Here is a 22725-nt window from a genome sequence, read left to right as displayed (position 1 = left end):
TCGATAGATATTTAGTGAGATTCTTGAGACTTCATACCCAATAGTGGTAACTAATTGAGCTAGGGCAACTTTTATCAAGGGTTGCCCTTGTTTTTTATGAGCTTTGTCATTATATGATTATTAAGGCTTGCTGCTTCCCGTTTTTTCTTTCACCTTTATGAGCGAGCCGCTATTAAGGAATTTATATGGCTGTTCATGTTGGCATTATCGATCAAGACCCCATTCGCTTGCTCACCCCTTTACTTGATAACCGAACGGTCAGCACTCATATAGTGTTTATCGGCGACAAAAATCAAGTCAGTATGTACAAACGTTTAGACAGCGTTTTGCAGAAGCGCGACATTACCAGTGAGTTTTTCGAAATTCCGACCATCGTAAATACGTCCGTCATTAAAGAATCTATCCAAACCCTTGCCGAAGACCTGAAAGCACGCGGTCAAGAAGTGAAACTCAACGCGAGTTGTGGCCTTCGTCATCGTCTACTTTCCGTCTACGAAGTATTCCGTACTTATCACTGGCCAATCTTTGTTGTCGAACCAAACAGTGACAAGCTGTGCTGGTTGTATCCAAATGGCAAAGAAGACGCACAAGTTCAAGACCGCATTACTATCGACGACTACCTAACGGTATTTGGTGCTCGTGGTGAATTCAGCGATGTACAACTATCGCCGCAACTTGATCAGAAGCTTTATGAGTTAGGTGAGCGCTGGGCAAGTAACGCACTCGAATTAGGCCCTGGCCTTGCGACATTGAACTACCTTGCAACGACCTGTCGTAAAGAACAGAAGCTTGATGTTGAGCTCTCTGAGAAGCAACAAGGCTATCGCGAACTGAACATGCTGCTGAGCGATTTGGTTGAAGCTAAGATTGCGACTTACAACAATGGTATTTTAACCTTTACCAATGAAGACGCGCGACGCTTCTCAAACGGTGAATGGCTTGAAACATTAGTTCACAGCACAGTTAAGCAGATCCAAGATGACATGCCGACCATTCAAGACCGTTCTTTGAATGTTCAGGTGTACCGTCAACTCGGTGAGCGTGAGGTTCGAAACGAGCTTGATGTTGCATCTGTGGTGAACAATAAGCTGCACATCATCGAATGTAAGACCAAAGGCATGCGTGACGATGGTGATGACACCTTATACAAATTAGAATCGCTGAGAGACCTGCTAGGTGGCCTACAAGCACGTGCAATGTTGGTGAGCTTCCGCCCTCTTCGCCATAACGATATCACTCGAGCAGAAGATCTTGGTCTTGCACTGATTGGCCCTGACGAACTAAAAGACCTTAAAACACATCTAACGGCATGGTTTACAGCTGCTGGCGGTAATGAAGATCTAGAGTACTAAAAACAAATAAACTCATGAGAGCTAAACGCTCTAAAGCAGATTATAAAAAAGGCGAATGACCATTAAGTCACTCGCCTTTTTCTTGTCTATTCTCTCTATCGATTACTTTAAGACGACATAAAAAAATGGCCACATCATTCGATGCGGCCATTTTCAAAATTTGAAGTCAGTTTAAGGCTTAATGCTCTCTACTACTCAGAGCACTTTAAGACTTAAAGCATTTTACGAGCAGCTTCTACAACCACTTTGATTGAACGAGCTTCTGTTACTTTTAGTGTATCGTGGTCTGGAATCTCTTTTTGAGTACGGTTGATGATTACACCAGCAACACAACCCGCTTTAAGGCCAGAGCTTGCACACATTGTTAACAGCGTTGCAGATTCCATTTCGAAGTTCAGAACACCCATGTCTTGCCATTCTTGCATAGAACCTTGGAAGCGCTTAACTACGCGACCAGAGAACGTGTCGTAACGCTCTTGACCTGGGTAGAAAGTGTCACTTGAAGCTGTTACGCCCATGTGAACTGCTGCACCTGATTCTTCAACTGCCGCTTTCATTGCTGTTGCCACTTCGAAGTCAGCAACTGCTGGGAACTCCATTGGAGCAAAGTGCAGGCTAGCGCCGTCTAGACGAACAGAACCAGTAGAAACAATCATGTCACCCACGTTTACGTGAGGTTGGATAGCACCCGTAGTACCAACACGCAGGAAAGTGCGAACACCCAGTTGAGCTAGCTCTTCTACAGCGATAGAAGTCGATGGACCACCGATACCTGTTGAACATACAACAACTGGCTTACCGTCTAGTTCTGCGCGGTAAAGTGTGTATTCACGATGGCTAGCAAGAAATACTGGATTCTCCATCTCTTCTGCAATTTTTTGTACACGAGCAGGATCACCAGGGATGATCGCAAGAGTAGCACCGTTAAGATCTGCTTCAGTAACACCTAAATGGAAAACAGCTTGAGACATAGTTCGCTCCTTTTGGCTTATTGGGCTTTTTACCCTTATTTAAGCTCATAGTAAATTCGTGGGGTACGAACACACTCTAACCAAGCTAACCACAAAATGAAGTGATACTCGTCACACGAATAGTCGCAACAAGATTCCAATTTTCACGAAAAAACGATTGGCATCACAAAAATAAGCAATCCATACGCCTATGTTGCATACTAATGAGACAAAAAGCGCCTTTACCGTATTACCGCTAAAGGCGCTTTTTATATTAAGAATGCTCTATGTCGGTGAGCTCGACTTAATCCGCTTTAGATTTGAATCGAAGCAGGCGCAGTGCGTTTAATGTCACCAAAGCTGTCGCACCACTATCAGCTAACACAGCAACCCATAAACCGGTAATACCAAGCAAACTGGTCACCAAGAATACACCTTTCAAACCGAGCGCTAGAGCAACGTTTTGACGGATGTTGTTCATAGTTGCTTGCGATAGCTCAATCATCGCTGGCAATTCTGTTAAGCGGTTATGGGTTAGTGCTGAATCCGCCGTTTCCAAGGCAACGTCAGTCCCTCCGCCCATTGCGATGCCGACATTCGCCGTTTTCATTGCTGGCGCATCATTGATGCCATCACCAACCATTGCAACGTGCGACTGTTGAGATAACTCCTCAACGTAAGATACCTTGTCGCTTGGTAATAGACTTGCCTTGTACTGCATACCAATCTTGCTACTGATCGCTGCGGCACTGCGTGGGTTATCGCCAGTCAGCATGATAGATTGAATGCCCAAGTCATTAAGTCGCTCAATCGCAAGCTTAGCGTCACTGCGCAACGTATCTTGCCAAGCAATCAAACCAATTGGAGTCGCTTGCTCTGTTGATACTTCTTGCTCTTTAAGCTCAAGAGCAACCACAACCGTCTTACCCTCACCTTCTAATGCTTCTATCTGAGAAACAACATCGGTACCAAGATCGATGGTTACTTTAGACGGTGACAGAACCTGATATTTAACACCATCAACATCGCCTTCAACACCGCTACCAATCAGCGCTTTCTTATTGTGAGATTCTGGAATCTCAATATTCAGCTCTTTTACTTTCGCCACTAGCGACTGCGCCAATGGATGAGTAGAGCCAACTTCGATTGCACCAACCACACGTAGCATCGCATCTTGTTGCCAACCCGATAAAGGCTGAATATCCGTAACCTGGGGCTTACCTTCGGTCAGTGTACCCGTCTTATCGAAGGCAATAGTTTGGATTTTGCCAAGCTGCTCCAGTGCTGCACCGCCTTTAATTAGTGCACCACGTTTCGCTGCTGCCGCTAAACCAGAAGTAATCGCTGCTGGCGTCGAGATAACTAACGCACACGGACAAGCAATCAACAATAACGCTAGGCCACGGTATACCCATGTTTCCCAAGGTTGAGCGAACAATAATGGTGGCGTGATAATAACGAGCAAAGCCACCACCATCATCAATGGCGTGTACCAACGGCTGAACTTATCAAGGAAACGTTCCAGCGGTGCTTTACGAGACTCTGCTTCTTCAATCAGGTGAAGAATACGGTCGATTGCGTTTTCACCTTGTTTTGAAGTGATGGTTATACGAACCACTTTGTCCACAACGACGGCACCAGCCATAATGCTGTTACCTTCGGTGTGTTCAACAGGAACAGATTCACCGGTTAACGCACTTTCATCAAAGCTTGCCGCGTCTGTAATCAATTTGCCATCAGCAGGCAAGCGAGAACCCGCTGCGACTTCAATGATATCACCAGGAACAAGCTCGCTTACTGCCACTTCAACACGTTCACCGTTGATAATCTTGGTCGCGTTCTCTGGCACTAATGCCATTAGCGCTTGAACGCCACTTCTTGCTCTAGATGAAGCAAACGCTTCTAAGCGCTCACCAATCAAGAACAATAATAGAACCATCGCCGCTTCCGCGGTTTCACCCAGGTACAAAGCACCCAGCGCGGCAACACTCATTAAGGTTTCAATAGCAAACGGTGTACCTGAGCGTGCCAACTGAACCGCTTTCTTCGCCACCGGATATAAGCCAAGCAGACAAGTTACCGTAAACAAGCCTTCACTTAATTGAGGAGAGGTACTTTTCAGAAGCGCAGCAAACAGCATTGCCGCTGCAATCGCGATAATCTGTAAATTAGGTTGGATATGAGCTTGCCAAAAAGTCTCAGGCTGTTGTTTTTCTTTCTTAGAACCGACTTCCGTTAATGGGAAGCCAGTTTTGATAGAGACCTGTTCAATAGTGTTGGCAAGGCTTTCATTATCGAATTTCACAACCAGCTTTTCGGTAGCAAAGAGAACCTTCGCTTGAATAACACCGTCAATATTGCTGATCGCGTTTTCTATTTTTCTTGCACAAGCTGGGCAGTCCATTCCGGCAACCAACCAACTTTTGGAAAATTGGGCGTCGAGAGATAAGGTTGAGGACTGACTGTCTTCTTCTCCACTATCCGACGAACTACAACAATCATCTCCAGACGGTGACGGAGCAGCAGAAGAGCTACAACAACCAGATGAGGTACCTGCTGCTGTGATACTTGAAATTTTAGGGCTAGAGCAACTTGCTCCTGCCGCTTGAGGTTGAACGTCCACTTTTGCTGAGCGGCACGCTGCATGTTTTGCGCACATAATGTATCTCCTTAATACTCAAAAGCCTTGAGGTTGTTGCTAACTCACGAGCAACAGAACCTTAAGTTCACCAAAAGTATAAACCTTGGAGGCTACTCCAAGGTCAAGAAGAAGTTATCGAGAAAACAAAAATATTATGCCAGCGCCAATGGCTTACGGAGATTTAAGCTCCGCACACTCTTCACGATTCGCCGATACATCATCAATAAGAACCGCATCGTGTGAACAAAACGGCTGTGTGTTCAAGCTGACAATCGACACATCGTCTTCAACTGGATCAACTTGAGAACCTTGCATCAGCTCAGTAATATGATGTCGAAGTACCAAAATACCTAAAATCCCGAACAGAACATTACCTAACGCTTGTCCGTACAAAACCCCCAAAGCGCCATACCACTGAGAACCTAGATAGACGAATGGTAAAGTACCTAACGTCGCTTTGCCCAAATTCAACGCCGTTGAGTAAAGCGGTTTACCTAGATTATTAAAGGAGGTATTGGCAACAAATAGCGCGCCGTTAAAGGTGAAGGTTAACGCCACATAGGTACAGAAAGCCGCCACAATGATTGCCGCATCACCTTGTAAGCTAAAGCCTTGAATGACATAACCTTGAACGAGGTACAACAGAATACAAACGGCAATAGTATAAAGTGTCGTCACCAGCAATGAGTTATTAAGTGTTTCTTTAACTCTGTCCATGCGTTCTGCACCAAAGTTCTGACCAATGATTGGTCCCACAGCGCCAGACAAGGCAAAGATAACCGCAAAACAAACCGGTGTTAGACGACCGATCACGGCAAAACCCGCGACAAAATCCTCACCATATTGTGCGATACCTGTCGTCACAATCGCATTACCGATAGGCGTTGCGGTATTGGTGATAATCGCAGGCAGCGCAATCGCCAATATTGGTCGAATATTAAGGCGCCATTGCACAAACGAAGGTGGAGCCACCAGCTGATGGCTGCGAATCAAAGGATAAAGCGAGAAGAACAGCACCGAGAAGCGAGCAACAACCGAAGCGATAGCTGCCCCTTCGATGTTCCAACCAAAACCAAAAATAAACAGAGGATCGAGAATCGCGTTAACAATACCGCCCGACAAAGTCGCCCACATCGAGCGTTTCGCATCTCCTGCCGCTCTTAAGCCCGCACCCGCCGCCATCGCTAACGCCAAAAATGGACCACTCGGTAGCAAAATCTGTAGATACGCTTGAGCACGCTCAGCAGCAATCCCTTTTGCGCCTATCGCGGCTAACAGCTCTGGAATATAAGCGAACATGATTGCAGTTACGGTGGAACTGATAACAAACGCAGTCAGCATGATGCTGGTGCTTAGATTTCGAGCGTGTTCTTGATTCTTTGAGCCAATAGCTTTGGAGACTAATGCGCCCATGGCAATCGAAGTACCAATCGAAACAGAGGTAGAGAAAAAAGTCAGCGTACCTGCAAAGCCCACTGCCGCGGCCAATTCAACCTGCCCGAGCATACTGATGAACAGCATGTCGAGTAAATCTACGACAAATAACGCCATCAAACCGACAGAGCCAGCCCCCGACATCACCAATATATGGCGCATCGTTGAACCTTCAACAAACTTTGCCGTTTGATTTGACATGAAACCTCCAAAAGTTGGCATACCGCAAACTAAAGCTTAATAAACTAGTCAACCACAAGTTGGGGATCCACAAAGAAAGGATCTATCTAGAAAAGCTCTATACAGAAAAAAGGCGCTAGTGCGCCTTTTGTCAATTATGGATATTGATAAAAATAATCGTTCTTAACACCTTACTATACAGGATGTTTGAAACATTCATCTAAGTTCTTGCCGATTGCTCTCAAAACATCGGTTCGGGTGATCATACCGACCAGCTTCCCGTTATCAATTACTGGGTATGCCTTAGGTTTACCAACTTGCATCATGTCCGCCAGCTCAATAATAGATAATTCAGGTGAGACAGACAGTACTTCTTGATACATGCAGTCACCCACAATGTGTGTGTCTTGGCAGAAATAGCTCACCTTCACCAGCTTCTCGAGTAAATCTTGCTCAGAAAGGAAACCAATCACTTGCTCATTATCGTCAATTACGGGTCCCCCCATATGGTGGCTACGCATCACTTTGTCTAACGCTAGACTTAACGGCATATCAGGAGTAAATGTCACAACCTGTTGCGTCATATAATCTTTCACTTTAATAGAATGCATTGCGTTCTCCCTAAATACTTTGCGTTATATATTTTTCTATCTTGTTAAGTTAATTGTTGTCTAAAATCTTGATTTTACTAAATGGATTTCAACAATTTTATTGATAGGCAAAACCTAACAAGACAACAAAGCGAGACAAACAAAGGCTTGAGCACGTTTTAGACCACCAGAAAAAAGGGGGAAAAGAGCCCTTACAAAGCCTTACTTTTCCTTGCTTAACCTTACTTAGCCGAACTAGCCTGAGTAGATAAACCCTGTAATCTTCACCGCACTAATAATTAGAAATCCGGATTTAGGAAGTTTATGCAACACGACAACAACATGTACGCGTATGTTTATGCAGGTAACGACGGCACAGAAAACACACTCATCGCCACTATCGATAATCAAGAAAAACCGCTTATTTCAAGCTGCGTTGATGAGATAAAACGCATGTCGTGCTTAGCCATTGACTTAGCAGCAAAACACGACCTAAGAGTGAAGCTGGTGAAATACCAAAGAGAACAAGAGGTTGACTTCGGCTTGTTCGTTAAATAGCAGACTCATCACACATGTCTTGACAGTCAAGCTCAACAAGCATTGTCAGCGACACATGAATACCGTATTTTGTGGCAAGTTCTTGAGTAGGTAATCACATTGACGATGGTTACCTGCTTTAACCGATAAGCGCTCGAATTGGACACATCCGTCGCACCGCTTTTCATTGTCTAAACGGTTCACTATGACTTTGCTTCGTTCTCCTCAAACTGTTCTATCTCACTTTATACCTAAGCTAAAAAGCTACTTTAGCGAATTGTTAGATTTCCAATCACGTATTTGGGTGGTTCATATCTTTGAAGACTCCTTCACCGATCAGTCCTTTGTGATTAATGAAGATGGCTTTAAAGAGCCGTTAGAGTGGATGAAGAAGCGAGCCTATCAAGCAGCAATGCTTGAACGAGTTGAGAAAATGAAAATTTCACAAGTCATTGAGATTCAATTTGAAGGCAAGATGCATCGATTGATGCGAGTAAAGTAACTCTTATTGCTTGAGCATTCACGAAAGCCCTTTGCTAGAAATCAAGCACAAAAAAGGCCAGCACACGCTGACCTTCTCTCATTGGTTAAAAACCATCATCTAACTCGCACAATACTCATGCCACAGGCGCACCGCTTTCTGGTATGCCTCAGTTTTATCGTGCGTTTCTGCAAAGAGAATAGCTGTCATGCTGTCAACAACGGTATTCGCCATTAACGCCATCTCTTCAGCCGGTGTACCAAGTACACATTGACTAGGAATTGGCAGCTCTAGGTTCATCATCTCTTCCCAGTAGAACGATTCAACTTTGTCAGGAGAGCTCATCCAAACCGTTTGGCTAACTTTAGGGTTATATTCCGACTCACCATTCATCCCTTTGAATGAAATCACCGAGTGGGATTTATTGCCAATGACATGCTCAACTTCCGCATGAAGCTGTGGGAAGCCAGGATGGAAACTGCCACGCAGACCTAAACGGCCACCACCTGGGTTCAATGCTCGAACCACAGTGTTGATTGGTGTGCGCAAACCGTAACGGTGTTTCCAGCCGATCATGGTCTGAGCTTCTGGTGCAAAGTTGGCAAGCGGTAAATAGGCGATACCATCAGATTCAAGGATCTGCTTCGCGTCGTGTGGATCTTTCGCACTACGCACACCGACACACTCAAGGTGAGTCTCTACGTGCGTGCGGCCACTTGGTTTATCCATATAGCCATGCATCAATACCTTATAACCGTCGTCAGCCAATATCTTCGCAGCAAGCAAATTCCACGGCTTACCACTGGCAGTATCATTACGTTTACCGGCGTAACACGGCCAGTCAATATCTGCGCCTAAGTCTGGCACTCGTGACTGAAAGGCTTTTACAAAGCCAGCAATCTCTTCATTGGTTTCATTCTGCACACGAATCAACATCAGTAGCATCGCCATTTGGTCGTCACCGACCTCTCCGCTTAAATACTCATCCATGATGCGGTAGGCTTGTTCGAACGACAAAGGCTTACGCCCTCTTTCTCCTCGTCCAACTGTACGAATACACTCTAAAATACTACTCATTGATTGTTTATTCTCTTCCGTTGATATCAATAAAATTCGAATACGTTTTCGATTCTATGATACCCGCAGTCCATTGCAAAGCGATTCAACAGCTGCTCCCTAATTATCAATACACGGATTGAGGTAAAATTAACGTATGCAGCGCACCTTGATAGGTCAAACAAAAATAGAACCCTGGCAAGTTTCATCGGGTTTGATTAGAGATGCTGAAACAAGTCGTGTATTATCGGAACGTTTGCACTTTACCTATTTTATGGTTAGCGGTTACACAATTTTATTCGCACCAACACACGTTCATATACCAAGACTAAGAATTGATGCCAAAGTTGATTAACAAAATTTGGGTACACGCTTTCATGCTCTTCGCTATGCTAATGGCCACCATTAGTGTGGACAGCATCGCGAGCAGCAATGCTCTGCAAGCCCCTCAAGCTCAATCAACTTCCGCCAATAGCTTCTCTTTCTCTGCTTCTAACATCAGTTCTGTAGAAAGCGCCCCAACACCTTTTCCCAACGCACAACCCAACGTTGAACACCATTGCTGTGGATCAGTCTGTCTACTGAAAATGCCACCACTTATCGTTTCTGAATCTTTCGATACGCAGATTGAATCGCTGGCATTGATAGAAAAAGAGCCTTCACACAAAGCGATCATTGCACCACAAGCGCCATATCGCCCTCCTATTTCTTAATCGTTTGTCCCTATTTGGCAATATCTGCCGCCAAGATATAACAGCGCATTTGCTGTATCTAATGACATCCGAATTTAGGAAATGAACACATGAAAAAACTATTTAGCCTCTTTGCCGCTCTTATCTTGAGCGCTTCAGTAAACGCCGCACAATTTGAAGAAGGCACGCACTACAAAATCCTTGATGTAGCGAAGGCCGACAAGCCTGTCGTAACCGAATTTTTCTCTTTCTATTGCCCACACTGTTACAAATTTGAAGGGGTGATTAAGTATCTAAAAGAAGACTTACCAAAGTCAGCAAGCTTCCAAAAAGTACATGTCGCTTTTATGGGTAACAACATGGCAGTGCCAATGGCAAAAGCTTACGCGACCATGATTGCTCTAGACGCTGAAGAAAGTATGGTTCCTGCGATGTTTGCTCAAATCCATGAGAAGCAACAAACACCAAAAAATGAAGTAGAGCTGCGTAAAGTTTTCATTGATAACGGTATCGATGCGAAGAAGTTTGATGCGGCATACAACAGCTTTGCAGTGAACTCGATGCAAAAACGTTTCGATAAAGAGTTTGAACAAAGCACACTAACAGGTGTTCCTGGAGTTCTGGTTAACAACAAATACATCGTGAAACCGGACCAAATTAAGAGCTACGAAGAGTACAACCAACTAGTGAATTACCTGCTAACTCTTTAGCAATAACTAGGGCCTATTTTAGATATCTCAAAGTCAGCGATTTCATCGCTGGCTTTCTTATATATGATGTTTCCTAGCCACTCACCAATCCCGTCAATACGCTTGGGAAGTATTGTTAACTGGCATCCTCCATAATTTTTCATATACTGCACTCAATTAAGCTATCCACTGTGCTGTAGCATTCCAAATAATAGCACTCAAATATTGGGACCTTTATGATCATTCTGACCACTAACTTTGGCGACATTGAAATTGAACTGAACCTTGAAAAAGCGCCAGTAACGTCGAAAAACTTCCTTAAATACTGCCAAGATGGCTTCTACGAAGGCACGACATTTCATCGTGTTATTGAAGGTTTCATGATTCAAGGTGGTGGGCACACTATTGACATGACAGAAAAACCAACTCGCGCACCCATCGTCAATGAAGCAAACCGTGGCTTAAAAAACGTGATCGGCTCTGTCGCTATGGCTCGTACCGACGCCCCACATTCTGCAACAGCGCAGTTCTTCATCAACCTTGATGACAACGACTTCCTAGATCATACCTCAACGACGAATGCTGGTTGGGGTTACGCGGTATTCGCTAAAGTTTCAGCAGGTATGGACGTGGTAAACAAAATCGCTGTAGCGCCAACAACCACTCGCTGGGGACACGAAGATGTGCCTTGCGAAGATATTGTGATTACTAAAGTCACCATCAGCGAGTAAAAAGCACGGGGTCACAAGTAACAAACGCCCCCCTGCCCACCATCCCGAAGTGGTGAGAACTTTTCTCACCATTTTTTATTGTCGATGTTATCAACTGTACTCATTTCTGTACGGTATATTTATAGGGTCAACCATTCCCTTACTATTAATCAGTATAAATGACGTGTTATGCTCCAGATCCGCAAGCTCCCATAGCACTGCGGTCAACCTTACATTGGACGTAACTCTCTACATGATTCGACACTCTTTTTGGACAACAGCCCTTTTCTCTTCTGTTGCCAGTTTCTCTAGTTCAGCATTCGAAGTTGATACGCGAGAATCCCAAGAACCAGAACTCGATGACCAATTTCGTGTTATCGCGATCCCCTTTTATGACCCGAGTGTAGATACCGGGCTCTCTGTGGTTCCCATCTATAACTTCTACGCCGATGGCGAAACTAAGAACGCTTCCACGTTATCAGCGACACTGACTTACACACAGAACGACAGCTATTACATCAAAGGTAATGCGGAACTATTGCTGAAAGGAGATTCGGTGAGATTCAGTGGCGAAATGGGGTTCTCTAGCACTAACATAACCTTAGTCGACCTTGTTGATACCAACCATCAAGAGTACGCGTTCGATGGCGATTTCTACTTCAAAGTATATGACAATATCTATCTAGGTATGGGGTTAGACTTTTCCACGGCTCGCTATTTGGCAGACACTCCCCGCAACAAATTGTTGTTGAAGTTGACGGGTTTTAGCGAAGAATATGAAGCCGATACTGGCGCTAAACTTTCATTCTTATGGGATGAGCGAGAGCATTACTATTATCCGTATCATGGCTTTTTGTTTGAGCTCACGTATGAGAACCACGGGACTTGGTTAGGCAATGATGAAGATGCTACCTACTCTTCACTGTTTTCAGACTACCGTTTTTTCTACAGTTTAACGCACAATGACAACCACATTATTGCCAGCAGGTGGGTTACTCGCTACCTACTTGATGCTGAAAATGCCCCAAGCAGTGCATACAGCACTTACGGGCGACAAGGTCGTAACGTGCAACGAGGCTTTGTTGCAGGGGATCACATTGCCTCTCATATGACCAACCTAGAAATGGAATATCGCTACTCACTTTCTGGCTCATCGATCAACTTTCTAAACAACGTGTCCGTGGTCGGGTTGACCGGTGTCGGCAAAGTATTTGGTGAGAGACTCAGTCCAAAAGATCCCTATCATAGCTTTGATGATGGTGATCTTTTATCGATGATTGGACTTGGCTTACGCTATCGCTTGATGCGTCAAGAGCGTATTAATGTGCGTATGGATTTCACCTACAACAGCGAAGATGAAGTATTGGCGTACTTTAGCTTGGGTGAGAACATCTAGTTTCGGTGTCACTGAGTCAGGATCCAATAGACAGGTTCCCAATGTATTAGCTATCCAGAACCCTCTTAAAAACTTTCTGCGTAGAAAAGTCCAATCAACACCGATAGCTCTCGCCATACTCTCCGGAAAACAAAATCATTGAGAGTCAAAGGATCATTTTAGAAATGGCAGTCAATTAGCTTTTTCATCAAATAGAAAAGTATTGTTGATGCTAATTGCGTTCATATTAGTTACGATGACAATAGTTGTAATGTCATCGTAAGAATTAGGTACAAGCAGATGTCAGTAGAATTTGATAGACAAAATAGCTTTGGATGGATGATCAATGTAATCGCCAACAAAGCGAGTAAAGATTTCGACCTAGAGCTGAAGAAGCACGGCCTAACCATCGCATTGTGGCCAACATTGATGTGTCTATGGGAAGAGGAAGGTATTACTCAGCGTGATATCGCGGCAAAATCCAAGGTCGAAAATTCAACCACGACACGCACACTAGACAAGTTAGAGAAGCTAGAGTTGGTTGAGCGTAGAGCCGATCCAAATAGCCGTCGCTCTTTCCGAATCTACTTAACCGAAAAAGGCAAAGCTCTCGAAGAACAACTCATCTCTATCCCTGCTCGTTTAAACAAAGAGTTAATGAGCGAGTTGGACGAGCAAGAGCAACAACAAATACTCAAACTACTTCAGAAAATGGTCGCGGCGATTTAAGCGTACATTAGAGAACAAGCAACACTCGGTCTCGCACCGAGTGTTTTATTGTCGTCTCGACCACTTAATATAGCAGAACAGTGAAGCAATAATCACAGCCCCACCTAGCAGCTTTTGCATCTCTACACTTTCACCTAACACACTCACACTCAGTAACAGCGTCCATACTGGCTCAAGAATCATGATCAATGCCGCTACTTCCATGTTGACAGAATGTTGGCCGACGGTTTGAAGCAAGTAACGAATAGAAGTCGCAATAACCGCAGACACGATGAACCAGAAAACTAAGGTTTTGGTTATCTCGAACTCCGGTTGAGCGGTCATAGAAGCAAAGGCTAAACCACTCACACCCACCACAAACAACTGCACACAGATTGATGCGATAGGTTTGATATTAGTAATCACGCGCTTGTTCATCACAAAATGAACGGACAACAACATCGATGCTAGCAGAAAGTAAATCTGACTCTGCTCGACATGCCAACCGTTACCCAAAGTCAGCAACAGCATGCCGATAATCGCGATAGGGAACGACATCCAAAACGCACGATTAGGCTTAACTCGAAACAAAATCCAAGACACAAACGGTGCAATGATCATCGCGAGGCTCATGATGAACGCCCCTTCCGACAAGCTTTCTGTCACCGATACCGCAAACACCCATACCTGCAATGAGGCGGACAGCAACAAACCCACTCCGCAAAGAGAAAGTATCTGCTTAAACGAAAGCTTACGAATATGATGAATACAAAACGGAAGTAAAATCAGGCTTGCCACAACAAACCGCACACCAATGAACACTGGTCCGGGCATTTCTAATACCACCAGCTTAGATGCAATCCATCCAACCCCGGCTAACAGGGTGGCAAATAGGAGATAAAGTTCCCCACGCATCGCTTTCACGTTCATCATTTTATTCGGTCCAATAACGAAAAAAGCAACCTGGCTCTGCCAGGTTGCTTTTTATAAACATTCAACAGGATCAAGATACTATCTCAATACTCTGCTTCAGGCAGCTGTTTTTAGCCTGCGTATTCTGGGTAATCCGTTAAACCTTTTTCAGCACCACCGAACAATGTGTTTGGATCGTGCGCCGCAAGTGGGTAACCATTTTGAATACGAGCAGGTAAGTCTGGGTTAGCAACGAACGGACGACCAAAACCAACCATGTCAGTTACGCCTTCAGCAACCGCTTTTTCGCCACGCTCGCTATCGTATTTACCCGCATAAATCAGGACACCTTGATAAGCATTACGTACTGCTGATTTAAAGGTTTTTGGTGTTTCAGGTGCATCGTCCCAATCGACTTCTGCAATGTGCAGGTAAACAATTTTGTATAGATTAAGTAGTGCTGCCGCCGCTGTGTAAGTCTCTACTGGCGTAGCATCAACGGTGCCATTCAACGATGTAAACGGAGCAAGACGCACACCAACGCGGTCAGCACCAATCGCTTCAACCATAGCCTCAACCACTTCACCTAGGAAACGTAAACGGTTTTCGATTGAACCACCGTATTCGTCAGTGCGATTGTTTGCTTCAGAATCGATGAATTGGTTGATTAAGTAACCATTCGCGGCGTGAAGTTCAATACCATCAAAGCCCGCTTCAACCGCATTCAAAGCCGCTTGGCGATACTGTTCAACCACTTGTTTGATGTCTTGTTTCGTCATCTCACGAGGTTCAACCACATCTACAAAGCCCGGTTCATCAGTGCCGTTATCGATGAATACTTTTACGTTTTCTGCTTTAAGTGCAGAAGACGAGATTGGCTGTTCACCGCCGATGTTATCTGGGTGTGTTACACGGCCTACATGCCAAAGTTGAGCGAAGATAACACCCTCTTTGTCATGTACTGCATCGGTGACTTTTTTCCAACCAGCAATCTGCTCATCAGAATAGATACCCGGAGTCCAAGCATAGCCTTGACCCATAGGTGAAATTTGCGTGCCTTCAGCGATAATCAAACCTGCAGAAGCGCGTTGAGCGTAGTAAACCGCCATCATGTCGTTTGCTGAATTACCAGGTTGCGTTGCACGAGAACGCGTCATCGGTGGCATAACAATACGGTTTTTAAGCTCGATATTACCAAGTTGAATTGGTTGAAATAATGCGTTTGTCATTGTTATATCCTCGATTAACCTAGTTGAATCAGTTCGATTTGGTAGCCGTCTGGGTCAGTAATGAAGGCAATGTGTGTTGAACCGCCTTTCACTGGACCCGCTTCGCGAGTGACGTTGCCACCTAGCGATTTGATCTTGTCACATGCTGCGTAAATATCTTCTACACCCAATGCCAGATGACCAAACGCGCTGCCCATCTCGTACCCATTCGTACCCATTCGTATCCCAGTTGTACGTTAGCTCGATAGTCGTGCCGCCTTGCTCGTAACCAACAAAAACCAATGTGTAGCGGTAGTCTTTGTTTTCATGGCGTTCAAGTTCCTTCATTCCCAATACCTTGGTGTAGAACTCGATAGACTTGTCTAAATCAGTAACTCGGATCATTGTGTGTAGGAATTTCATATTTCACCCTTATTAGCACCACAAGCATGGAGCCGTTATTATTTTGAGTGGAGGTTAGCCACTAATCTCTGAGTGAAATAATACGATTCAGCGAGGAATTAATGAAATTATCAAAAATTCTCAATGTGATAATTTTTTGTTATGAACTTTATGACTAACACGAACTCAATGACACAAAAAAGGGAAGCCAATGCTTCCCTTCGAGTTAGATTCTCAATTAAAACCGCAAGCGCCTATCTTTAAGCGCCTTCGACATTGCATCTGACGTACTGATGACTTGTTCTCTGAACCATTTATGAGCAGGGTCACTGTTCTGCTTCTTCAACCAAATCAGGTAGTGAGATATCGGCTGATATTCAAAGGGTGGTTTGAACAGCTGCAAACTTAACTTTTCTTGGAACTGCACGGCCATAGATAAAGGCACTACAGTAATGTAATCGGATTGGCTACACAGCAAGATATTACTGAACAGCGAGCGTCCATGAAACACGATTTTACGTTGGGATAAATCCAAAGACGTGTAGTGATTCAAACTGCGAACTTTGCGTCGGGTTCTGTCTAGTACAGCATGTTTTTCACTGAGGAACTGCGCTTCGCTGATTTCACCTTGGATTCGCGGGTGATCAGCTCGACACACGATCACAAACTCGCCCTCATAAAGTGTTTCACTGACGATACTTGGGTGTTCAGGCACCACAATATCGATCATCGCATCGAATTCTTGAGTCAAAAGATCTTCGTAAATTCGCTCATCACTGTCTGGTTGATCAAAGACTTCTAGCGACAAGTTTTGATTAGGAAGCGCCGCGAAACTATTGAGCAGCACCCACTGTAAGTGCTCAGGCGCAGAAATCACAAACTTACGCTCAGAGGATTGCTCATCAAAATTAGCCATCGACTGAAACACGCCATTGAGTTCATTGATCGGCGCTTTTATCTGTTCGTATAAGCTTTGGGCATAAGACGTAGGCGCAACACCTCTTCCTTTACGAACAAAAAGCTCTTGGCCGATCTCTTTTTTTAGGCGCGCTAATGCGGTACTGATGGTCGATTGATTGGTACTGAGTTGATCCGCAGCCTTACTCAAACTGCCCTGCTCCATCACCGCAGAAAACACGGCAAGTAGGTTGAAGTTGGGAATGTCATTGCTCATATATCATTACTCATTACTCATTACTCATTACTCATTACTCATTACTCATTACTCATTACTCATTAGGCGACCATGAGCACTATGCTATCGTAAAAACGATTAAATAAAATAACAATCCCTCGTTTGACGTCGCAAATTGAGACAGTAGCACCCCTTCATACCGATCACTTTTGAAGAAGGGCCTCATCGATGAGTGATTCTCCAATAACAACGAAAAATGCACAATTGTCTCGTTTGTCATGACACTGTGTTGAGTGTCATTGAGATATACATTTGAGTAACTAGCGCTACAATATTCAAATTGAATCTTCTACGAAGGGAGCTTATCTAAAAACTAAACCCATATATTTGACACATCATCGGTATAATTTTCTAACCTTTAGTGAATATTTTTCCGACAGGCAAAACTTATTATCAGTCATCTATAATTCATCATTCATATCCATCACTCCTTTTATTGTAAAAACTGTGTAAAAAGATTAATTTCGACAAATTACTTATTGATGCTTTTATTAATCATTTCATTGATCCAAGCCAATTTAACTCACAATGTTTTAAAGCCGAATTTGAGCGCTAGCAAATAATTCAACCTGCCAATTCAGAACCACAACAACTCATCGTAATTACGATATTATCAAATCGTATTTCTGGGTAGATACCGCTCAAAACTCTTCCTATTATCCTGCCAACAAATCAATTATTAACCCAAACAGAAAGCTGACGAATATTTTTACTGCAATGTGTCAACTGCCATGGAAGAGCCCCTCGATAATTGAGGTATTACACATAATAACGACAGCGGCTAATAAAACAGGTCGAATATATTTTCGATAGCCAAATAGCCATTCAGTTTACGTCTGCCAACAAGGATTGATTTGTAATGAAGCACATTAGCTTCTTGATACCGAGAATCCGTTGTCTGGACTGCGTAGTATCACTTTAAATACCATCTAATACTTTTGTTTATTATGCGCATCAATCAACCCACATAATAAACACCTACTTTTTAAGATGTTGTTAAAGTTAAACTTCTAGGCTGCAAATTCTCTCTTCTTATTTATGTAGGTTGAGATATGAACTTTATAAAAATCGTTTTCCAGAAAATCTGGGCCATTGTGATGGTCTTGGTCAAATTCTGTCTGTTTATGGCAGTGATGTTTGCTGGTGCATGGGCGCTTGCACCATTAGGCACAATCCACTCTAAAGACATCGACATGTCTCAGTTCAACAACCACCCCAATGAAATGATGATGAACTTCTTCCAGATGGAGTACTTCTCTGGCTACTTGTTCTCAGTGACAATTGCTGTGGTATTAGCCGGTGTTTACGGCATGTGGCAGTTACATGAACTGGGTGTGCATAAAGCAAAAGAACACAAAAGCGCTCACGTTCAAATCGTGTTTGCACTGTCACTTTGCGGACTCTTCATCAGCAAAACATTCTGGGTTATCGCCTTGGTTATCGCGCTAGCGAACTGGAAACATATTGGTCAATCACTGAGTGATGTGATTCGCCGTGGTGTACAACCTAAACGAGACGCGACTAATACAGAGGCCTCCGTAGTCCACGTATCACCTGAAGAACCAGTAACGGAGCCGTTTCAAACCAAACAATCTCCAGTAGAACAGTCTCCAGAAGCTCAGCCTTCAAAAGAAAAGACTCCAACAAATAAAGAGGTCGCATAATGAAAGAGATGATGATTCCATACATCCTAATTGTATGGTCACTATTTGCGACAGGCGCACTTAAGAAGAACTTCAAGAACTACACCTGGGCTGCCATTGGGGGTGTAACGATTCTTGCAGTATTAGCAGTAATCTCTCGCTTGTGGGCACCCGTTGATTTAACCAACTCAACCACAGTCAAAGCACCACACGCGGTGATGTCACCTATCTTTGGTCAGCAGATCGACCAAGTGCTTGTTGAGCACAACCAAATGGTTAAAGAAGGCGACATAATCTACACTCTCGTCGACATCAATTCTGCCGCAGATAAAGCCAAGATCGAATCTTCAATTGTTCAGAAAGAAGAACAAATCAAGCAGATGGATCGCGATTTAGAGCGTGCTGAAACGTCACCTGAAATCTTCAATATGCGTGACGTAGAAAAGTACGACTCAGATCTTCGAGTACTGCACGCTGAACTTGTGTCGCTAAAAGCCGATCTACAAAAAGTAAATTGGGCGCAAGAGAAGAAAACCATTAGAGCGGAATTTGATGGCCAGGTATCGATAGTGAACATTGCTGAAGGTTCTGTAATGGGTAATATGCACCTCTACAACACCAGCAAAAAGTTTCTTGAGATGCGTATTTCAGACCAAACTTACGGCTATGTTCAAGTAGGAGATTTCGCTGAATTCTTCGTTGATGCATACCCAGGTCACGTGTTCCGAGCAAAAGTACACAGCTTTAATGCAGGTACCGGTGAGTCGAGTATTTCTCCACTTCAGGGACCACAAAGCGTTGGCCAACACGTGGTAAGAAACGGCAATGGTTTAGGTCGAACTATCGTACTTGAGATCATCGAACCTGAAGGTTACAACATCCCTATAGGTTCAACTGGCGCGGCTTGGATTTCTGCTGAGAAACCACATCCGTTCTGGGGCTTCATTGATGTAATCGGCGCAGCAACGGTTCGCTTACAATCTTACAAGTCATACTTAGGTGCTTGGTAAGCTCTTAGTAAACGATTAGCTCTTGGTAAACGAATAAGTCATCAATGATGTGACTGTTATTCTCTCGTATAACAGCCACTCATTAACCTGCGACTAGTTTCCTCAAAATGCCCCGAAATTCGGGGCATTTTTGTATCTGTTGCAAGCCCCTGTTACTAATTGATTTAGATCAATATAAATCGCCAATATAATCATTAGATAAATAAACCATCGAAAAAGCGATAGATTGAAATCCTTTTACCGCGTAGATAGCGGCCTCTTCCACCTTTATCATTTGGCTCAAGAAATCCAATTCCTGTATCCAAATATAAGGTCACTACCATGACTAATACATTTAAGAAAATGGCGCTTCCTGTTGCTATCGCAAGCGCTTTATTTGCTGCTGGTTTTGCATCTGCAACGCCAACTGTAGAAGCGACATCGAAAGTAGGCCAAGAACTTCAGACAGCAAATGCTGCGCAATACCAAGACATTGACCTTGATGCTCGCTACAAAAGCGAGGTTCTATTCGAACACAAATCAAACATGTTCTGGGGCACAGGCGAGCGTATCCAAGTTGTTTCTAAAACTGGCCACTCTCTGGCCTACACAGAAGAATCTGACCACGTTCATCCAACTCTAACTAAGCATGGCCGAAAAATGGACCAAGCAATCATCAAAGTTGATGACAACATTTACCTTGGTTACGGTTTTGGTCTCGATACACCAGTAATGATCGAAGGTACTGACGGTATCATTATTGTTGATCCAGGTGAGTCGGTAGAAATGGCTCAATCGGTTAAAGAGCAGTTTCGTCAAATCACAGACAAGCCAGTTAAAGCCATCATCTACTCTCACAACCACATCGACCACATCTCAGGTGTGCGTGCATGGGTAACGGATGAAGAAGTGGCATCAGGTGAAGTGAAAATCATCGCAGAAGAAGGCCTAACCGCGGCAGTGGCTAACTGGTCTTCAAACCTAGGTACTCTATTTGGTCACCGTACTTCTTACACAGGCGCTAAGCACGTAGAAGAAGGCGAGCACGGCACAGTAAACGATGGCCTTGGTCCACGCTTCATGCAAGGTGCTATCTCGTTCATTGAACCAAACCTGCTTGTACCAAGCCAAAGCCACATCGAAATCGAAATTGCTGGCGTGAAAATGCACATCGAGAACGTGCCATCTGAAACCAAAGATGAGCTAGTGGTTTACTTCCCAGAGCAAAAAATCCTGCACGCGGCTGAAGTACTTCAAGGAGAGAACTTCCCTAACCTTCACACCATCCGTGGTACTAAATTCCGTGACCCATCAATGTGGTTCAAGGGCATCGACGTAATGCGTAAGTTCGACACTGAGATCATGATTAACTCTCACGGTCGTCCTGTTGAAGGCAAAGAAGCGGTATCTGACGTATTAACGGCTTACCGTGATGCGATTCAATACACGCATGACCAAACTATCCGTTACATGAACAAAGGTATGACGCCAGATGAGCTAGTTGAGGTCGTTAAACTTCCGAAGCACCTTGCAGAACACCCGTGGTTAGGTGAGCACTACGGCACTGTTGCACACGCCGTGCGTCAGATTTACGTAGGTTACAACGGTTTCTTCGAAGGTGACCCATGGCAGCTAGAGCCAATGGCTTACGAGCAACGCGCTAAAGCCTTCGTAGAGGTCATGGGCGGTCGTGACAACATCCTTACGACTGCACAAGCAGCAATTAAGGCAGAAAATTACACATTTGCAGCAGAAATTCTTTCTTACCCGATCACGGTAAACAAGCAAGATATGGAAGCTCGCGAAATGAAAGCACAAGCTTACAAAGCATGGGCTGCTGACCAAGTGAACATCAACTGGCGTAACTGGGCACTTAACGCTGCTGCTGAACTTGAGAACAAGCGTGACTTCTCTAATATGATCAACTTCGCTTCTGTTGACGTTCTTACTGCGCTACCAAGCAAGCAGATCTTCGACATGATGACCTCAACGCTTATCGCAGAAAACTCGTTAGACGTAAACATGATGCTAACGTACAACTTCTCTGATACGAACGAAGCATTCACTATCGAAATCCGTAACGGTATTGCTCAGTTACACGAAGAAGCAGTGAAAGGTGCAGACGTTCAAATCGACACTACTCGTGCCGTACTGAACCAAATATTGATTGCGGGTCCAAACGCTCAACAAGTGATTGGTACTAACCTACAGTCTGGTGCATTCAAGTTCTCGAATGGCGACATCAAAGGCTTCGGTCAATTCATGAGCTACTTCGATAAGCCAATGACTCCAGAAGAGATCAAGCTCATCGTTCGCTAATAATCAAAGGCTGCTAAGGATGGCGAGTCGATAACTTAGGGACCCATTGTGGTCCCTTTATCGTTTATTTATTGGTACAGTTCGCAACCTTAACTCAACGATCTAGGTCTATTGTTGGAGTAAGGAAACTGCCCTGCTTCTTTTAAGGTTCACACATGCTAAAACGTTTTGTTCTTTTGCTTTCACTCAGTTCTTCTCTGGTATTAGCTTGCGGATTACACCAAGAAACCGGATTTAGTTTAGTGACAGAGCCCGGTTCACTGGAGGTATTTGGCAATGTCATCACAGCAAGGCAAGATGACGAGTTCGGAAACCTAGATAAACCGGATCATTTCAAACTGTTTTCGATAAAGTCAGCACTCGCAAAGGCGCATCTGAGTAAGATTGAATTCAACTTATTTGAAGCGATTAAAGGTCACTACAGCCAAATCAGCATTGAAAAAGGCGTGAACATTTCAGGAAGAGACACTTTGCCGACAGAGAACGATTTATTGCTTATTACAGAGCTCGACGTGTTCGATGCATTAGCGAACGGAACGATCTCTTGGGATCAAGCGACACTGAATGGATTAGTGGTAATCAATGGCCCTCAAGACAAACGAGAGCAGCTTGAAGATTGGCTTAGTGATATTTTTGAAGGGTAATAGCTTAAAGCGGGACAG

General features: G+C 44.1%; 20 protein-coding genes and 1 pseudogene. 12 read left to right on the top strand and 9 right to left on the bottom strand.

Annotated elements, in window-relative coordinates; all coding sequences use genetic code 11:
- Window positions 1-185: 185 nt before the first annotated feature.
- Entirely contained in the window at window positions 186-1352 is a 1167-nt protein-coding gene (locus tag QQ041_RS00875) for a DUF1887 family protein (protein WP_146491828.1), read from the top strand.
- 212 nt (window positions 1353-1564) lie between these two features.
- On the opposite strand, the gene udp is transcribed toward QQ041_RS00875, so the two are convergent.
- The 4 genes from udp to QQ041_RS00855 form a co-directional block, all read right to left on the bottom strand.
- The gene (udp, locus tag QQ041_RS00870) at window positions 1565-2323 is read right to left on the bottom strand and encodes a uridine phosphorylase (protein ID WP_061018938.1); all 759 of its coding nucleotides are present in this window, start codon (window positions 2321-2323) and stop codon (window positions 1565-1567) included.
- 283 nt (window positions 2324-2606) lie between these two features.
- Complete coding sequence (locus tag QQ041_RS00865) at window positions 2607-4961, bottom strand: zinc/cadmium/mercury/lead-transporting ATPase (protein ID WP_285952904.1); 2355 nt, start codon at window positions 4959-4961, stop codon at window positions 2607-2609.
- A 153-nt stretch (window positions 4962-5114) separates the two neighbouring features.
- Entirely contained in the window at window positions 5115-6578 is a 1464-nt protein-coding gene (locus QQ041_RS00860; protein ID WP_285952903.1) for an MATE family efflux transporter, read from the bottom strand.
- Window positions 6579-6751: 173 nt separating this feature from the next.
- Window positions 6752-7168, bottom strand: a complete 417-nt coding sequence (locus QQ041_RS00855) for a CBS domain-containing protein (protein WP_060982864.1) — start codon at window positions 7166-7168, stop codon at window positions 6752-6754.
- Between the two features lie 303 nt (window positions 7169-7471).
- Between QQ041_RS00855 and QQ041_RS00850 the strand changes: the two genes are divergently transcribed.
- Together QQ041_RS00850 and QQ041_RS00845 are read left to right on the top strand one after the other, a co-directional pair.
- Window positions 7472-7705, top strand: coding sequence for a hypothetical protein (locus QQ041_RS00850; RefSeq protein ID WP_285952902.1), 234 nt, complete (start codon window positions 7472-7474; stop codon window positions 7703-7705).
- A 184-nt stretch (window positions 7706-7889) separates the two neighbouring features.
- Window positions 7890-8186, top strand: coding sequence for a hypothetical protein (locus QQ041_RS00845; protein ID WP_285952901.1), 297 nt, complete (start codon window positions 7890-7892; stop codon window positions 8184-8186).
- Between the two features lie 99 nt (window positions 8187-8285).
- Here the strand turns inward: QQ041_RS00845 and QQ041_RS00840 are convergent, their stop codons facing one another.
- On the bottom strand, window positions 8286-9272 hold the full coding sequence (locus QQ041_RS00840; RefSeq protein ID WP_285952900.1) for a glycosyl transferase family protein: 987 nt from the start codon (window positions 9270-9272) through the stop codon (window positions 8286-8288).
- 287 nt (window positions 9273-9559) lie between these two features.
- Between QQ041_RS00840 and QQ041_RS00835 the strand changes: the two genes are divergently transcribed.
- The 5 genes from QQ041_RS00835 (at window position 9560) to QQ041_RS00815 (ending at window position 13416) form a co-directional block, all read left to right on the top strand.
- Window positions 9560-9934, top strand: coding sequence for a hypothetical protein (locus QQ041_RS00835; protein WP_146491822.1), 375 nt, complete (start codon window positions 9560-9562; stop codon window positions 9932-9934).
- 89 nt (window positions 9935-10023) lie between these two features.
- Window positions 10024-10623: a thiol:disulfide interchange protein DsbA/DsbL gene (locus QQ041_RS00830; protein ID WP_285952899.1), complete on the top strand. Its 600-nt coding sequence runs from the start codon at window positions 10024-10026 to the stop codon at window positions 10621-10623.
- A gap of 215 nt (window positions 10624-10838) precedes the next feature.
- The gene (locus QQ041_RS00825; protein ID WP_285952898.1) at window positions 10839-11333 is read left to right on the top strand and encodes a peptidylprolyl isomerase; all 495 of its coding nucleotides are present in this window, start codon (window positions 10839-10841) and stop codon (window positions 11331-11333) included.
- Between the two features lie 232 nt (window positions 11334-11565).
- Complete coding sequence (locus QQ041_RS00820; protein WP_285952897.1) at window positions 11566-12708, top strand: BamA/TamA family outer membrane protein; 1143 nt, start codon at window positions 11566-11568, stop codon at window positions 12706-12708.
- A gap of 279 nt (window positions 12709-12987) precedes the next feature.
- Window positions 12988-13416, top strand: a complete 429-nt coding sequence (locus QQ041_RS00815) for a MarR family winged helix-turn-helix transcriptional regulator (protein ID WP_052879847.1) — start codon at window positions 12988-12990, stop codon at window positions 13414-13416.
- 45 nt (window positions 13417-13461) lie between these two features.
- Here the strand turns inward: QQ041_RS00815 and QQ041_RS00810 are convergent, their stop codons facing one another.
- From QQ041_RS00810 to QQ041_RS00795, 4 genes and pseudogenes are all read right to left on the bottom strand, one after another.
- A complete protein-coding gene (locus QQ041_RS00810) occupies window positions 13462-14328 on the bottom strand; it encodes a DMT family transporter (RefSeq protein ID WP_060982872.1) in 867 nt (288 codons plus the stop codon).
- A gap of 110 nt (window positions 14329-14438) precedes the next feature.
- Window positions 14439-15536, bottom strand: a complete 1098-nt coding sequence (locus QQ041_RS00805) for an alkene reductase (RefSeq protein ID WP_285952896.1) — start codon at window positions 15534-15536, stop codon at window positions 14439-14441.
- A gap of 14 nt (window positions 15537-15550) precedes the next feature.
- A pseudogene (gene gloA, locus QQ041_RS00800) lies at window positions 15551-15938 on the bottom strand (lactoylglutathione lyase).
- 217 nt (window positions 15939-16155) lie between these two features.
- Window positions 16156-17091, bottom strand: a complete 936-nt coding sequence (locus QQ041_RS00795) for a LysR family transcriptional regulator (RefSeq protein ID WP_285952895.1) — start codon at window positions 17089-17091, stop codon at window positions 16156-16158.
- 1073 nt (window positions 17092-18164) lie between these two features.
- Here QQ041_RS00795 and QQ041_RS00790 point away from each other — a divergent pair.
- The 4 genes from QQ041_RS00790 (at window position 18165) to QQ041_RS00775 (ending at window position 22707) form a co-directional block, all read left to right on the top strand.
- On the top strand, window positions 18165-18776 hold the full coding sequence (locus QQ041_RS00790; protein WP_285952894.1) for a magnesium transporter: 612 nt from the start codon (window positions 18165-18167) through the stop codon (window positions 18774-18776).
- On the top strand, window positions 18776-19765 hold the full coding sequence (locus tag QQ041_RS00785) for an efflux RND transporter periplasmic adaptor subunit (protein ID WP_017060202.1): 990 nt from the start codon (window positions 18776-18778) through the stop codon (window positions 19763-19765). Before QQ041_RS00790 ends, QQ041_RS00785 begins: the two co-directional genes overlap by 1 nt.
- Before the next feature lie 321 nt (window positions 19766-20086).
- Window positions 20087-22063: an alkyl sulfatase dimerization domain-containing protein gene (locus tag QQ041_RS00780; protein WP_285952893.1), complete on the top strand. Its 1977-nt coding sequence runs from the start codon at window positions 20087-20089 to the stop codon at window positions 22061-22063.
- A 155-nt stretch (window positions 22064-22218) separates the two neighbouring features.
- Window positions 22219-22707 carry a hypothetical protein gene (locus QQ041_RS00775; protein ID WP_285952892.1) on the top strand — a complete coding sequence of 163 codons (489 nt, stop codon included), beginning with the start codon at window positions 22219-22221 and terminating at the stop codon, window positions 22705-22707.
- The last annotated feature ends 18 nt before the right edge of the window (window positions 22708-22725 follow it).

The organism is Vibrio sp. TMPB1044 (assembly GCF_030442075.1).
GTDB classification, from domain to species: Bacteria; Pseudomonadota; Gammaproteobacteria; order Enterobacterales; family Vibrionaceae; genus Vibrio; species Vibrio satsumensis.
Note: the sequence above shows the minus strand (reverse complement) of the source record. Positions and strands in the feature narration are given on the sequence as shown.